Below are 13,164 nucleotides of genomic sequence, written 5' to 3' on the forward strand. Positions count from 1 at the left end.
AGCCTGCGGGGCGCCGCTGAAAGGAAGCCTGTTACTTGACGGCAGCCTTGAGCTTCGAGCCGGCGGTCACCTTGACGCGCTTGCCCGCCGGGATCTTGATCTCGGCGCCGGTCTGCGGGTTGCGACCCGTGCGAGCGGCCGTGTCGACCTGCTCGAAGGCGATCCAACCGGGGATCGAGACCTTCGCACCCTTGGCGACGGACTCCGAAACCGTGGTGAAGAAGGCGTCGAGCACGCCCGAAACCGCAGCCTGGCTCTGGCCGGTCGCGCTGGCGATGCTCGCAACGAGCTCGGTCTTGTTGATGGACTTGTCGGCCATGTCATCCTCCAGCGGCTCTCGGCGCCGCAGATGTGGTGGTTCGAGCCGAGGGCGATTGCCCCCGGTTGGTCTTTGGGACCGGTTTGACAGTACCAACGCACCGCGGAATTCCGCGGATTTTCGCTCGTTTTGGCCGTTTTCCCGTGGCGTGTCGCGCCTCGGTGTGACGATTGTGACGATTGTGACCGCTTCAGCTGGCCTCGTCGGGCTCCGGAATGCGGCGCAGGAAGACCACCGCGACGGCACCGACGACGAGCATGATCGCCGCACTCGAGTAGAGCATGACCAGCGTCCAGCCCGAATCGAGCATCGCGCCGCCCATGATCGGGGCGAGGATGGCGCCGACTCGACCGACGGCGAGGGCGGCGCCGACACCGGTGCCCCTGGCGGATGTCGAGTAGCGGGTGGGGGCGACCGAGTACATACCGGCGATGCAGCCGTTCACCAGCAGACCGACGAGCACGCCGAGCACCATCGCGATCGTCAGCAGCGCCGTCGACAGCACGAACACGATGATCGTGGCGGCCGAGATCAGCAGGAACGCCAGCAGCAGCTTCTCGCGCTCGACGCGGGCGGCGATGATTCCGTAGAGCACGGATCCGATCGTGCCGCCGATCGCCAGCGCCATCCCGATGTAGACGCCCTGCTCCTGGGTCATGCCCGCCTCGGTCATCAGACGGGGCGTCCAGGAGTTGACGAAGTAGAACCCGAACATGACGGTGAAGAACGCCACCCACAGCAGCACGGTGGCCACGATCACCTTGCGGCTGAACAGCTCGGACAGGCCGGACTTCCCGACAGACGGGGCGGACTCGTCGACCTGCTGCGCGAGCGTCGCCCGTGCCGGGTCGTATCCGACGCGCGCGGCGATGCGACCCAGCGCCCTGTCCGCGTACTTCGGCCGACGGGTGACGAGGAACTGCACCGACTCCGGAGTGATGAGCGCGAGGGCGATCACGATCAGCACGCTGACGCTGGCGCCGACGAAGAAGACCGCCCGCCAGCCGAACTCGGCCTGCAGCCCGTTGGCGGCGAGGCCGCCGAGGAAGGCGCCGACGCCGTAGCCGGCCGAGTACACGCCGATCGCAAGGCCGCGCCAGCGTGCGGACGAGTACTCGGACGTGATCACCGTGATGCTCGCGAGAATGCCGCCGACGCCGAGGCCGGTGAGCACGCGCCATACGCCGAGCTGCACGACGTCCTGGGACGACGCTGCGAGGAACATCCCGATCGTCGACAGCGCGGCCGATCCGACGACCGTCCAGCGCCTGCCCAGAACGTCGGCGAGCCTGCCGATGACGACCGCTCCGATGGCCATGCCGACCAGCGTCGCACTGATGACGGTGCCGAGCACCGACCCGGAGAGGCCGAATTCGTTCTCGACGTTGAGCGACACGAACGACATCGCGGCGACGTCGAAGCCGTCGTTGGCGTTGAGGAGCACGGCGCAGGCGACGATGGCCCACTGGTAGACGGACATCGGCGAATGCTCGAGATGAGAGCGCAGGTCGCGTGCGAAGGCTGTGGCGGTTGTCATGGGGGGCGAAGCCCTTCGTCGGGTGATCGGTCCGGAAGCTTCAATGCGTTCCCGGATCAGGATATACCTACACAGGTAGAGCTATGTCAATAGGTAAGCGCGAGACAGCAGAAAGGACCCGAGCACCGGCTGATCCGGGCTCGGGTCCTTGACGTCGGCTCGTGCTGAGCCTACGACTGAGTGCTTACCAGCTCGACTTGGTCACGCCGGGCAGCTCGCCGCGGTGCGCCATACCACGGAAGCGCACACGCGAGATGCCGAACTTCGTCAGCACACCGCGCGGGCGGCCGTCGATGACGTCGCGCGAGCGCACGCGCACCGGCGAAGCGTCGCGGGGAAGCTTCTGCAGGCCGACGCGGGCGGCCTCTCGCTCGTCGTCGCTCGCAGTCGGGTCGACGAGAGTCTTCTTCAGCTGAGCCCGCTTCTCGGCGTAGCGAGCCACGATCTCTGCGCGCTGCTTGTTGCGCGCGATTTTGCTCTTCTTGGCCATGATTAACGCTCCTCGCGGAACTCGACGTGCTTGCGGACGACCGGGTCGTACTTCTTGAGCACGAGACGGTCGGGGTTGTTGCGACGGTTCTTCTTGGTCACGTAGGTGTACCCCGTGCCCGCAGTCGAACGCATCTTGATGATCGGACGAATGTCCTGTGCCTTCTTCGCCATCAGAGCTTCACACCCTTCGCGATCAGGTCCTTCACGACCGAGTCGATGCCGCGGACGTCAATCACCTTGATGCCCTTGGCGGAGACATTCAGCGTGACCTTGCGGCCCAGCGACGGAACAAAGTACGTCTTCTTCTGCACATTCGGGTCGAAGCGGCGCTTCGTCTTCCGCTGCGAATGCGAGACGTTGTGACCGAAGCCTGGAACGGCGCCGGTCACCTGGCACACAGCTGCCATGGTTCTCTCCTTCAGTACCGTGGCTCCGGACGGAGCCACCCAAGATCTCTTGCCTGCGCACCCATCATCCGACCCTGATCGGGCTGTGTCCGGATGAGGATGAGCGGACTGCACACAGGAGTGCGCACAGCCAAACATCGATCTTAGCACGTCCGGCATCTGCTCGCGAACCCCGCACGGGGATGCCCTCTGCGACGCGCACACGCAGAAGGCGGGGGAGAGCCGAAGCCCTCCCCCGCCGGGTCCCGCAGCTGCGGGAAGGTGATGTCAGAGCACTCCGCCGAGGATGCTGCCGATCAGGCCGAGGATCGTCTCGAGAAGACCACTGATGATGTCCATGAAGTTTCCTTCCTCAGGCGGCGGGCCGTTCCCACCGTCCCGAACCACCATATTGGGGTACAGGCATTCTTTGGAAGACCTTTGTGAGAACTTTCTGTGACAGCGCAGTGACGACCGGCCGCTGGGGCCGGTCAGCGGCTAAGGCCCGGCGGCGCACCAGGAGACGTCGAAGCCGGGCAGCGTCGCGACCTGCTCTCCCGAGTCGATGTCGTAGACGAGCGTGTCGACCTGGGCAGGCATCGGCAGCGACATGGTGTCGTACGGATTGGATGCCAGATCCGCAGCCACGGTCGCGGCGACATAGCGCGCGCTCGGCGACAGGCAGGTCTGCAGCAGCGCCTCCGGCATGTCGACGGTGAGCACCTCGCGGGCCGCGCCGTCCGCAGCGACGAAGGTCACCTGCTGCGAAGTCGGCACCCCGTCGTCGCCGAGCACCGTGTACTGTCGCACCGAGTCGACTCCGCCCGCATCGCCCGCCGCCGAGGGCATCGGAAGCACGTTTCCGAGCAGACCGGGTTCGGGGTCAGGCGCGACGAGCGGCTTCTCGTCGCCCGTGGCGAGGTCGATCCACACCATGCCGTCTTCGAGTCGCTCCACGATCGCCGTGTAGGTGCCGCGCGCGACGGCATCGATGTCGATCGCCGACCCGAGCACGCCGGGCTCTGAGTCGGAACCCGGTTCGACGAGCACCAGCTCACCGGTGAAGTCGATCAGCAGGATGGCAGACGAATCGGGCACGAACTGCCACTTGTCGACACTGGGGACCTCTCCCGCGACGGCAACCGCAACGGGCTCATCGCCCGGTGCGCGCAGCGACGCCGTGAACAGCTGCGCCTCCCGCTCCGGCGCCTCGCCCTGACTCGCCGGCAGATCGGTGTAGGTGTAGCCGATGCGACCACCGCGCTCCGAGAGCTGCAGGTTCCGGATCGTGCCGTCACCCGGCAGGGCGAACTCCTCAGCGCCTGAGCCGTCGTCGTTCATCCGGATGAGGGACGCGCTGCCGTCCGGATCGCGGATGGATGCGACGATCATGCCGGCCGCCGAGCGGAAGTCGTCGATCTCCGGCGAGGCGAACACCGTTTCGCGGTCGGCACCGTCGAGCTCGGTGCGGTAGATCGCGTCGTCGCCCTCCGTGCGCTCGAGCAGGAGCACACTGGTCGGCGGGGTGCGGAAGTCGGTTTCGAGCGTCGCGGCAGGGCCCCCGCCCACCGCACGCACGCCGGGCACTGAGATCCGGTACTCGGTGTCGTCGTCGAGTGGGGCGGTGAAGCGCACGCCGATCTCCCGCCCCGCCGCGTCGACGGTGAAGGGCACGGCAGGCGTCACCTCCACCTGATCGTGCGAGACCTCCGCGAGCGCCTGGTTCGCGGTCAGGATGACCCTGCTGCCAGACGATTCCGCTGCAGCCTGGGGGTCGACGACCACGCTGCTCACGCGAGGGCCCTGGGTGAGGCTGACGACGGATCCGGCCGCCACCGCCGCGACGAGCACGCCGACCACGACGGCGAACGCCGCGGCGAACCGGCGCCGGCCCTTTCGCATGCGTGCCTCTCGGCGCCCGGCCGAACGCTCAGTACTCATACGGCTCATCCGGCTCATCTATCGGTGTGATCTCATCCGGGTCGACGGTGAGTGCGCCCTGACCGGTCGCCGTCACCGTGCCGGTGACCTCCACCCACTGCCCCTGCTCGAAGCTCTCATCCGCGTCGATGGGCACATAGGCGGGCTGGGCGTCGATCACGCAGTGTGTGATGACCAGGCGCCCCAAGCGGAACCCGTCATCGCCCGGGGTGACGAAACCGGTCAGCGTGACGGGCGCACCGTCGAAGGTGTCGGGGTTGGTCGACCGGGCGAACGCAGCGGCCCAGCCGCCGACGCCGAAGGAATCGGTGTCGACGGAGGCGGCGAACGTCACCTCGTCGGCCCCGGCGAACAGGGGCGCCGTTCCCGTGTCGCGCTCCAGTGCCAGCTCGACCGACAGAGAGCGCGGCGGAAGCAGCACGGCCCCCGCGACCACCGCCGTCGCCACGACGCCTCCTGCGATCGCCGCGACCCTTGCCCCTTTCTCGCGCGCGCTGGGTGCGGCATGCTCATGATCATCCGGATCGCCGTGGTCGTGGCCGTGGTCGGCCTCAGCCCCCAGCGGCAGCGCGAAGGAGCATACGGCGCCGACGAGGGCGATCAGCGCCATCGCGACCGCGAACGGCGTCTGCGCGGGATTGATGAACAGCGCGAGACGGTCGGTCACGACGAGCACCAGGGTGAACACCGCGAGCGCCGAGGTGAGCCCGACGCCGAGCCAGCGCACGCCGATGGAGCCGATGCGTTCAGACGACAAGGTTCACCCCGATTCCGATCGCGACGGCCGCGAGGATGACCACGGCGACGATGCCGGCGATCACGCGAGTCGTGTACGTCGTGCGCATCAGCGCCATCATCTTCAGGTCGACGACCGGCCCCACCAGCAGGAAGGCGACGAGGGAGCCGGGCGAGAAGGTCGCGGCGAACGAGAGCGCGAAGAAGGCGTCGACGTTCGAGCAGATCGCAACCGTGATGGCCAGCAGCACCATGGCGACGATCGACAGCACGGGGTTCGAGCCGATCGCGACGAGCAGGCTGCGCGGCACCAGCACCTGCACGGCGCCCGCGATGGCCGACCCGATCACGAGGGCTGGCATCACGGCCCGCAGCTCGACGACGAACTGGGCGATCGTGCGCGCCGCGCGGGAGCCGTGGTCGTGCGATGCGGTCTCGCAGGTCTGGGCGAAGCGGCCGGTGAGCAGCGCCTGCGGATCCGGATGCCTGCTGTACAGCCAGCCGACGAGGTTGGCGATCAGGTAGCCGCCGGCCAGCCTGGCGATCAGGATGCCGTCGTCGAAGCCGAAGGCCTGATGCGTGGTGATGATCACGATCGGGTTCACGATCGGCGCCGCCACGAGGAACGCAAGGGTGTCGGCAGGACCGACGCCCCGCATCATCAGTCCGCGCGCGAACGGGACGTTGCCGCACTCGCACACCGGGATGACCATTCCGACAAGTGAGAGCACCGCTCGGCGGGCCCATGCCGCACGGGGCATGATGCGTTCGATCACCCCTGACGGCACCCACACCTGCATCACGATCGAGAGCACGACGCCGAGCATGACGAACGGCAGCGCCTCGATCAGCACGCTGAGCGAGAGGGTCAGCCCGTCCTGCAGCCTGGTCGGCAGCGGGTCGGAGAAGATGCCGGGCGCGAACACCGAGATCCCGACGAGGCAGGCGACGGCGACGATGCCGACGACCGGGCCCTGCCAACGACGCGTGCGGGAACGCTCGGCGAGCTGGGTCATCGAGTGTCGCGCGCCGCGGCGCATGCCGCGCACAGGCCGAAGATGTCGATGACATGCTCGGCCTCGCTGAAGCCGTTCTTCGCCGCCGTGTCACGGGCCCATCGCTCCACAGCCCTCGCCTCGATCTCCACGGCCGTGCCGCAGGAGCGGCAGATCAGGTGGTGATGGTGCCCGCTGCTCTCACACGCGCGGTAGAGCGCCTCGCCCTCCGGGCTCTGCAGCGAGTCGGCTTCGCCGCTGGCGGTGAGCCCTGCCAGCGTGCGGTACACGGTGGCCAGGCCGATGCCCGTCTCGGCGTCGCGCAGCACCTGGTGCAGCGTCTGCGCGCTCACGAAACCCTCAACCTCGCCGAGCGCGCTCCGCACGCGCTCGCGCTGCCACGTGTTCCTCTGAGCCATGGAGAGAGTCTACGGCGCCCAGCTCAGATGCGGCTGGTGCCAGCGGCGCATGCCCGCCGAACGTGCACCTTCGTGCTGAAGCGGCCAGCTTGTGTGCGGACGCAAGAGGCACGCTCGAGAGCAAAGGGCACGTTCGCAAGCGTCGGGACCAGCGAGGGGTGGCGGAGGTCATCGAGATAATGCGGATTTGTTGACAGATCACCGGAATCAGGGTGGTGCGACCGGTGCAAATAATGCGCATTATCTCGTTGACTACGCACTCGTCGCCCCGCAGACTTCTGTCTCATCGCCCCAGCGCTCACAGATCGAGGAGGATCGGATGCCGCGCCATCGTTTCACTCAGGCCGATGTCGCCGCGATGGCCGGCGTCAGCCAGTCAACGGTGAGCTTCGTACTCAACGGCAGCGCCCCGGCCGGTGTGCGCATCTCGGAAGAGACCCGCAGCCGCGTGCTCGACGCCATCCGGATCACCGGCTACTCCGCGAACCCCGTCGCCAAGCGCCTCGCGGGCGGCCGCAACCAGATCCTCGGCGTCTTCACCTATGAGGCGACGTTTCCCCACGGCGGCCGTGACTTCTACGGCGCCTTCCTCGTGGGCATCGAGCACGCGGCGGAGAAGCTCGGCGTCGACATGCTGCTGTTCACCTCCGCGCGGGTCGTCGACGGGCGGCGGCAGCTCGCTCGCGACGGCTGGCAGCGCCTCGGCATCGCCGACGGCTGTCTGCTGCTCGGCCAGCATGAGGACCGCGGCGAGCTGCAGCATCTGCTCGACACCAACTATCCGTTCGTGTTCATCGGAAAGCGGGTCAGCGAGGGGCGGAAGCTGCCGTACGTCGGCGCCGACTACATCACCGCCACCTCGCGCCAGGTGGAACGGATGCTCGCGGCAGGGCACACCCGCATCGGGTATGCCGGGCCGCAGTCGGCCGACCAGCCCACGCTCGACCGCGTCGAGGGATACCGGAACGCGATGCGCGCCCATGGCCTGCCGCTGCGCTTCGTCGACGTGCACGACGTCACGGGTGCCGCGGAGGAGATCGCCGAGCGCCGCCTCACCGCGATCCTGGTCGCCCCGGAGAACTACCCGGAGGAGCTCGCAGACGAGCTCCTGGCGCGGGGACTGAACGTACCGCAGGACGTGTCGATGCTGCTGCTCGGGCAACCGCTGCACCCTCGGCACGGCGGTCGCAACTGGTCGGGCTTCGCGATCCCGCGCGAGGAGATGGGCGCACGCGCCCTCGTGCTGCTGTCTCGGATCGTCGACCAGGAGTCCCCCACGCCCCGCTCTCCCGATGGGCGGATGCAGAATGCGCCGGCACTCGATGACGACGACTTCCACCAGATGCTCGACTGCCCCGACGTCGACGGCGAGACCCTCGCCGTGGCGACCACCTCAGACAACGAAGAAGGAACCATTCGTGACCACGCGTGAACTGACCACCGACATCCTCGTCGTCGGAGCCGGGCTCGGCGGCGTCGCCGCCGCACTCGCCGCCGCAGACCGCGGTGCGAGCGTCATCCTGACCGAGGAGTTCCCGTGGATCGGAGGGCAGCTGACATCGCAGGCGGTGCCGCCTGACGAGCACCCGTGGGTGGAGGAGTTCGGCGTCACTGCCCGCTACCGCGCGCTGCGCGACGGCATCAGGGACGTGTACCGCCGCCGCTATCCCCTCACGGATGCCGCCCGCAGCAGGGCCGACCTCAACCCCGGCGCCGGATGGGTCTCGAAGCTCTGCCACGAGCCTCGCGTGGCCGTCGGCGTTCTGGAGGAGATGCTCGCGCCGCACCGGTCGTCGGGACGCATCCGATTGCTCGAGCGAACCCACGCGATTGCGGCGACGACGGACGGCGACCGCGTGACGGGCGTCACCCTCGAATCGGTCACCGACGGCGAGCACGTCACGGTCACCGCCGACTGGGTGATCGATGCCACAGAGACGGGCGAACTGCTGCCGCTGACCGGCACGGAGTACGTCACCGGGTTCGAGTCACGTGCCGAGACGGGCGAGCCGAACGCACCGGAGACCGCCCAGCCGGACAACGTTCAGGCGCTGAGCGTGTGCTTCGTGGTCGAGCACGTCGACGGCGATCACACCATCGAGCGGCCTGCCGACTACGACTTCTGGCGGGAGTACGCGCCCGATGCGTGGCAGGGCGAGCGGATGCTGTCGTGGACGGCTCCGAACCCGCGCACGCTCGAGATGAGCACCCGCGAGTTCGACCCGAATCCCGGCGACGACGTGCTCGCCGTCGACGCCGACCAGTCCCGCAGCGCGGGCGATCACAACCTGTGGCTGTTCCGCCGAATCGCCGCGCGCGACCTGTTCGCGGACGGGTTCTACGCCAGCGACATCTGCCTGGTGAACTGGCCGAGCATCGACTACTTCGTCGCGCCGGCGCTCGACGTGCCGCGCGAGACGGAGCTCGAACGCTACGACGCCGCCAGACGGCTCAGCCTCTCGATGCTCTACTGGATGCAGACCGAGGCGCCTCGCCCCGACGGCGGCGCCGGATTCCCCGGCCTGCGGCTGCGACCGGATGTGATGGGTTCGGACGACGGGCTCGCGCAGGCACCGTACCACCGCGAGTCCCGCCGGATCAGGGCCCTGACGACGATCACCGAGAACGACGTCTCCTACGCCGTGCGCGGCGACGCGGGCGCGACGCGCTACGAGGAGTCGGTCGGGGTAGGCATGTACCGGATCGATCTGCATCCCTCCACCGGCGGCGACACGTACATCGACGTGGCGTCCACGCCGTTCGAGATCCCGCTCGGCGCGCTCATCCCGCAGCGGGTGACCAACCTGCTGGCCGCGAACAAGAACATCGGCACCACGCACATCACGAACGGCTGCTACCGGCTGCACCCCGTCGAGTGGAACATCGGCGAAGCGGCCGGGCACCTCGCGGCGTTCTGCGCGGCGGAGGGCACCGCGCCGCACACCGTGCACTCCGACCCCGCACAGCTGACCGCCTATCAGGGCGAACTCGACGCGGCGGGCGTCGAGCGGCACTGGCCTGACGGTCGCGTGTACCCCTACTGAGTCCCACGCACACCCGAGAACTCTCAACGAAGAGGAGAACATCATGATCCATCCGCAATCGCGCCGCAGGCGCGCGCCGCTCGCGGTCGCAGGCGGCGTCGCGGCTGCCGCGCTCACACTGGCCGGCTGCAGCAGCTCCCCCACCGAGACGCAGACTCCCGACGAGCCGGTGGAGCTGCGCATGACCGTGTGGACGGCGGACGAGACGCAGCTCGGCCTGTTCCAGGACATCGCAGACTCCTACGTCGCCGAGAACCCGGATCTCGTATCGGAGGTGACCTTCGAGGCCATTCCGTTCGAGGAGTACACCACGTCGCTGACCACGCAGCTCGCCGGAGGCAACGCACCGGATCTGGGCTGGATCCTGGAGAGCTACGCTCCGGAGTTCGTGCAGAGCGGGGCGCTGGTCGACCTCGCGCCCACGCTGCAGGAGACCGATGGGTACGCCTACGACGACCTGTTGGAGTCGTCGCTCGCTCTCTGGCAGCAGGACGACGGCCTGTTCGCCTATCCGTTCTCGAACAGCCCGTTCGCGATGTTCGTGAACACCGACCAGCTCTCGGCCGCCGGCCAGGACGATCCGGCAGACCTGGTCGCATCCGGGGAGTGGACCTTCGACGCGGCCCGCGACATGTCCGCCGCTGCCGCTGCCGCCTCCGGCAAGCAGGGCCTCGTCGTGCGCGACTTCGACTACCAGGCGTGGGAGAACCTCGCCACGGTGTGGAACGGCTGGGGCGCTGCCCCGTGGAGCGAGGACGGCGCGCAGTGCACGCTCGCCGACCAGGAGATGGTCGACGCGATGACGTGGATCCACGATGCGACCTTCGATGACGACGCGATGCCGCAGCCCGGCACCACCGCGGACTTCTTCGCAGGTGACGCCGCGATGACAATCACGCAGATCAGCCGCGCATCCGCGCTGGACGACTCCTTCGGATGGAGCCTCGTGCCGATGCCCGCGGGACCTGCAGGCCAGCAGAACGTGATCGGCCAGGCCGGTATCGGCGTGTTCGCCAATGCCGAGCACCCCGCCATCGCCGCGGACTTCCTCGCGCACTTCACCAACCCTGAGAACGCCGAGAAGCTGGCGACGTACTTCCCGCCGCCGCGCGAGTCGCTGCTGAACTCCGAGACGCTCGCAGCGGCGAACCCGAAGCTCGGCGAGGACCAACTGCAGGCGGTCGTCGTCGACGGCATCCAGGACGCCGTGACCAAGCCGACGCACGCGAACTTCGCGAAGCTGCAGGACACCGTGCGCTCCGAGCTCGACGCGATGTGGAGCGCGGATGCCGACGTCGAGGGCGTCCTCAGCGACACCTGCGATGCGATCGCGCCCCTGTTGGAGGGCTGATACCGGATGACCACCACAGCCGCACCCGGAGCGGTCGAAGCCGTGGGGCGGGGAGGCGCGGGGCGCGCTTCCCGCCCCGCGGGTGGGCGCAGACGCGTGTCCGCGGCCAGACGGAGCGACTGGATCGTGGGGTACACGATGGTCGCACCAGCCGTGCTCGGCGCGTTAGCCTTCGTCATCGCACCGCTGGTCGCCGTGTTCTGGTTCTCGCTGCACGACTGGAACGTGCTGGCGAACACCTTCGTCTTCTCGGGCGCCGAGAACTACGAGCGGATGCTGACCGACCAGGGGCTGCACGACTCCCTGCTGGCGAGCCTCTGGTTCTCCATCGGGCTCGTCGTGCTCAACATCACGCTCGCCCTGTTCCTCGCGGTGCTGCTGAACCAGAAGCTGCCTGGCACGACGACTTTCCGCACCTTCTTCTTCTCCCCCGTCGTCGTGTCGCTGGTGGCTTGGACGATCGTATGGAGCTTCCTGCTGCAGGCAGACGGAGGCGTGAACAGCTTCCTCGCCCTCATCGGCGCAGAAGGGCCGAACTGGCTGCGGCACGACGTCACGGCGATGATCTCGGTGATCGTGGTGCAGGTGTTCAAGAACGTCGGCATGAACATGATCCTGTTCCTGGCCGCCCTGCAGGGCGTGCCGGAGGAGATCATGGAGGCCGCGCGCATCGATGGCGCACGCGCGTGGCGCCGGTTCCGCTCGATCACCCTTCCGATGATCAGCCCGACGATCCTGCTCACGTCGATCCTGACCATCGTCGGATCGCTCGAGGTGTTCGCGCAGATCGCGGTGCTCACCGGCGGCGGACCGGGCAACTCGACCACCGTGCTCGTCTACTACCTGTATCAGCAGGCGTTCCGCTTCAACGACTTCGGCTACGCCAGCGGCGTCTCCGTCCTGCTGTTCCTGATCGTCCTGGTGCTGACCCTGATCCAGTGGCAGACGCGAAAGAGGTGGGTCTTCCATGAGAACTGACGCTCCGCTGGCCGACGTCGATCCGGCCGACACCACATCCGTCGTCACCGGCTCGACCGCCCCGCCTCGCCCGGCGCGTGCGGGGAGCTCCCGCACCAAGCGGAGATGGACCACCGTCGGTCTCGTCGCCCTGCTGGCCGTGCTGAGCATCCCGTTCGTCTTCCCGACGTGGTGGATGGCGACCTCCAGTCTGAAGCCGATGAGCGAGATCCTGCGCAGCGTTCCGACGCTGTGGCCGGAGAACCCGAGCTTCGATGCGTACGGCGAGGTGTTCCGGCTGCAGCCGTTCGCGCAGCAGTACTGGAACAGCCTCTACATCGCCGTCATCGTGACCGTCGGCACCATATTGGTCGCGGCGATGGCGGGCTACGCGTTCGCCCGCATCCGGTTCCCCGGCGCGAATGCGCTGTTCCTGATCGTGCTGATCGGCCTGCTCGTTCCGAGCGAGGTGACGATCGTGCCGCTGTTCCGGCTGGTCAACGGCTTGGGCCTGATCGACACGCACTGGCCGCTGATCATCATCCCGATCTTCGGTGCTCCCGCCGTGCTGAGCGTGTTCATCATGCGGCAGTTCTTCATCAGTCTGCCGGGCGAGTTGGAGGAGGCTGGCCGGATGGACGGCCTCGGCAGGTGGGGAATCTTCTGGCGGATCGCGTTCCCGCTGTCGCGCCCCGCGCTCGCGGCCGTGGCGATCTTCACCTTCCTGAAGTCGTGGAACCTCTATCTCGAACCGATCGTCTACCTGTCGAGCAAGGAGATGTTCACTCTGCCGCAGGCGCTCACGCAGTACGTCGACGCCTACGGCGGCCCGATGTGGAACGTGCAGCTGGCCGCGACGACCCTCACGGTCGTTCCTGTGCTGGTGGTGTTCCTCTTCGCCCAGAAGCAGTTCGTGCAGGGCCTCGCCCAGACCGGTCTGAAGGGCTGAGTCGCGGCTCTCCATGCGGGCACCGGATACGAGGTGCCC

At 67.9% G+C, this 13,164-nt stretch carries 15 protein-coding genes; 5 read left to right on the top strand and 10 right to left on the bottom strand.

Annotated features, from left to right (window positions below; genetic code table 11):
* Nucleotides 1-31: 31 nt before the first annotated feature.
* From DZG09_RS01695 to DZG09_RS01735, 10 genes are all read right to left on the bottom strand, one after another.
* Nucleotides 32-319, bottom strand: a complete 288-nt coding sequence (locus DZG09_RS01695) for an HU family DNA-binding protein (RefSeq protein ID WP_087053765.1) — start codon at nucleotides 317-319, stop codon at nucleotides 32-34.
* A 190-nt stretch (nucleotides 320-509) separates the two neighbouring features.
* Nucleotides 510-1,856 carry an MFS transporter gene (locus DZG09_RS01700; protein WP_119696005.1) on the bottom strand — a complete coding sequence of 449 codons (1,347 nt, stop codon included), beginning with the start codon at nucleotides 1,854-1,856 and terminating at the stop codon, nucleotides 510-512.
* 184 nt (nucleotides 1,857-2,040) lie between these two features.
* Nucleotides 2,041-2,346 carry a 30S ribosomal protein S14 gene (gene rpsN, locus DZG09_RS01705; RefSeq protein WP_087053763.1) on the bottom strand — a complete coding sequence of 102 codons (306 nt, stop codon included), beginning with the start codon at nucleotides 2,344-2,346 and terminating at the stop codon, nucleotides 2,041-2,043.
* Between the two features lie 2 nt (nucleotides 2,347-2,348).
* Nucleotides 2,349-2,519, bottom strand: a complete 171-nt coding sequence (gene rpmG, locus DZG09_RS01710) for a 50S ribosomal protein L33 (RefSeq protein ID WP_087053762.1) — start codon at nucleotides 2,517-2,519, stop codon at nucleotides 2,349-2,351.
* Entirely contained in the window at nucleotides 2,519-2,755 is a 237-nt protein-coding gene (gene rpmB / locus DZG09_RS01715) for a 50S ribosomal protein L28 (RefSeq protein ID WP_087053761.1), read from the bottom strand. Before rpmB ends, rpmG begins: the two co-directional genes overlap by 1 nt.
* Before the next feature lie 267 nt (nucleotides 2,756-3,022).
* Nucleotides 3,023-3,145, bottom strand: a complete 123-nt coding sequence (locus DZG09_RS16960; RefSeq protein WP_276116027.1) for a hypothetical protein — start codon at nucleotides 3,143-3,145, stop codon at nucleotides 3,023-3,025.
* An 87-nt stretch (nucleotides 3,146-3,232) separates the two neighbouring features.
* Nucleotides 3,233-4,675 carry an Ig-like domain-containing domain gene (locus tag DZG09_RS01720; protein WP_205529022.1) on the bottom strand — a complete coding sequence of 481 codons (1,443 nt, stop codon included), beginning with the start codon at nucleotides 4,673-4,675 and terminating at the stop codon, nucleotides 3,233-3,235.
* Nucleotides 4,665-5,432 carry a TIGR03943 family putative permease subunit gene (locus DZG09_RS01725; protein WP_119696007.1) on the bottom strand — a complete coding sequence of 256 codons (768 nt, stop codon included), beginning with the start codon at nucleotides 5,430-5,432 and terminating at the stop codon, nucleotides 4,665-4,667. The genes DZG09_RS01720 and DZG09_RS01725 overlap by 11 nt, the downstream gene beginning before the upstream one ends.
* The gene (locus tag DZG09_RS01730) at nucleotides 5,422-6,426 is read right to left on the bottom strand and encodes a permease (protein WP_119697320.1); all 1,005 of its coding nucleotides are present in this window, start codon (nucleotides 6,424-6,426) and stop codon (nucleotides 5,422-5,424) included. The genes DZG09_RS01725 and DZG09_RS01730 overlap by 11 nt, the downstream gene beginning before the upstream one ends.
* Nucleotides 6,423-6,824: a Fur family transcriptional regulator gene (locus DZG09_RS01735; protein WP_119696008.1), complete on the bottom strand. Its 402-nt coding sequence runs from the start codon at nucleotides 6,822-6,824 to the stop codon at nucleotides 6,423-6,425. Before DZG09_RS01735 ends, DZG09_RS01730 begins: the two co-directional genes overlap by 4 nt.
* A gap of 319 nt (nucleotides 6,825-7,143) precedes the next feature.
* On the opposite strand from DZG09_RS01735, the gene DZG09_RS01740 reads away from it, so the two are divergent.
* From DZG09_RS01740 to DZG09_RS01760, 5 genes are read left to right on the top strand one after another with little or no spacing between them, the layout of a single operon-like run.
* Entirely contained in the window at nucleotides 7,144-8,256 is a 1,113-nt protein-coding gene (locus DZG09_RS01740) for a LacI family DNA-binding transcriptional regulator (protein ID WP_119696009.1), read from the top strand.
* The gene (locus tag DZG09_RS01745; protein WP_240423605.1) at nucleotides 8,243-9,868 is read left to right on the top strand and encodes an FAD-dependent oxidoreductase; all 1,626 of its coding nucleotides are present in this window, start codon (nucleotides 8,243-8,245) and stop codon (nucleotides 9,866-9,868) included. Before DZG09_RS01740 ends, DZG09_RS01745 begins: the two co-directional genes overlap by 14 nt.
* Nucleotides 9,869-9,911: 43 nt before the next feature.
* Nucleotides 9,912-11,219: an ABC transporter substrate-binding protein gene (locus DZG09_RS01750; protein ID WP_119696010.1), complete on the top strand. Its 1,308-nt coding sequence runs from the start codon at nucleotides 9,912-9,914 to the stop codon at nucleotides 11,217-11,219.
* 6 nt (nucleotides 11,220-11,225) lie between these two features.
* Entirely contained in the window at nucleotides 11,226-12,197 is a 972-nt protein-coding gene (locus tag DZG09_RS01755; RefSeq protein WP_119696011.1) for a carbohydrate ABC transporter permease, read from the top strand.
* A complete protein-coding gene (locus DZG09_RS01760) occupies nucleotides 12,187-13,125 on the top strand; it encodes a carbohydrate ABC transporter permease (RefSeq protein WP_119696012.1) in 939 nt (312 codons plus the stop codon). Before DZG09_RS01755 ends, DZG09_RS01760 begins: the two co-directional genes overlap by 11 nt.
* Nucleotides 13,126-13,164: the final 39 nt, after the last annotated feature.

The sequence above is a fragment of the Microbacterium halotolerans genome (assembly GCF_003569805.1).
GTDB lineage: Bacteria > Actinomycetota > Actinomycetes > Actinomycetales > Microbacteriaceae > Microbacterium > Microbacterium halotolerans.

Excerpts from the sequence above, each read along its gene's own strand:
- DZG09_RS01740 (WP_119696009.1), top strand. The coding sequence starts at position 7,144 with ATGCCGCGCCATCGTTTCACTCAGGCCGATGTCGCCGCGATGGCCGGC.
- rpmB (WP_087053761.1), bottom strand. The coding sequence starts at position 2,755 with ATGGCAGCTGTGTGCCAGGTGACCGGCGCCGTTCCAGGCTTCGGTCAC.
- DZG09_RS01735 (WP_119696008.1), bottom strand. The coding sequence starts at position 6,824 with ATGGCTCAGAGGAACACGTGGCAGCGCGAGCGCGTGCGGAGCGCGCTC.
- DZG09_RS01750 (WP_119696010.1), top strand. The coding sequence starts at position 9,912 with ATGATCCATCCGCAATCGCGCCGCAGGCGCGCGCCGCTCGCGGTCGCA.
- DZG09_RS01730 (WP_119697320.1), bottom strand. The coding sequence starts at position 6,426 with ATGACCCAGCTCGCCGAGCGTTCCCGCACGCGTCGTTGGCAGGGCCCG.
- DZG09_RS16960 (WP_276116027.1), bottom strand. The coding sequence starts at position 3,145 with ATGGTGGTTCGGGACGGTGGGAACGGCCCGCCGCCTGAGGAAGGAAAC.
- DZG09_RS01695 (WP_087053765.1), bottom strand. The coding sequence starts at position 319 with ATGGCCGACAAGTCCATCAACAAGACCGAGCTCGTTGCGAGCATCGCC.
- rpmG (WP_087053762.1), bottom strand. The coding sequence starts at position 2,519 with ATGGCGAAGAAGGCACAGGACATTCGTCCGATCATCAAGATGCGTTCG.
- rpsN (WP_087053763.1), bottom strand. The coding sequence starts at position 2,346 with ATGGCCAAGAAGAGCAAAATCGCGCGCAACAAGCAGCGCGCAGAGATC.
- DZG09_RS01700 (WP_119696005.1), bottom strand. The coding sequence starts at position 1,856 with ATGACAACCGCCACAGCCTTCGCACGCGACCTGCGCTCTCATCTCGAG.
- DZG09_RS01755 (WP_119696011.1), top strand. The coding sequence starts at position 11,226 with ATGACCACCACAGCCGCACCCGGAGCGGTCGAAGCCGTGGGGCGGGGA.
- DZG09_RS01760 (WP_119696012.1), top strand. The coding sequence starts at position 12,187 with ATGAGAACTGACGCTCCGCTGGCCGACGTCGATCCGGCCGACACCACA.
- DZG09_RS01720 (WP_205529022.1), bottom strand. The coding sequence starts at position 4,675 with ATGAGTACTGAGCGTTCGGCCGGGCGCCGAGAGGCACGCATGCGAAAG.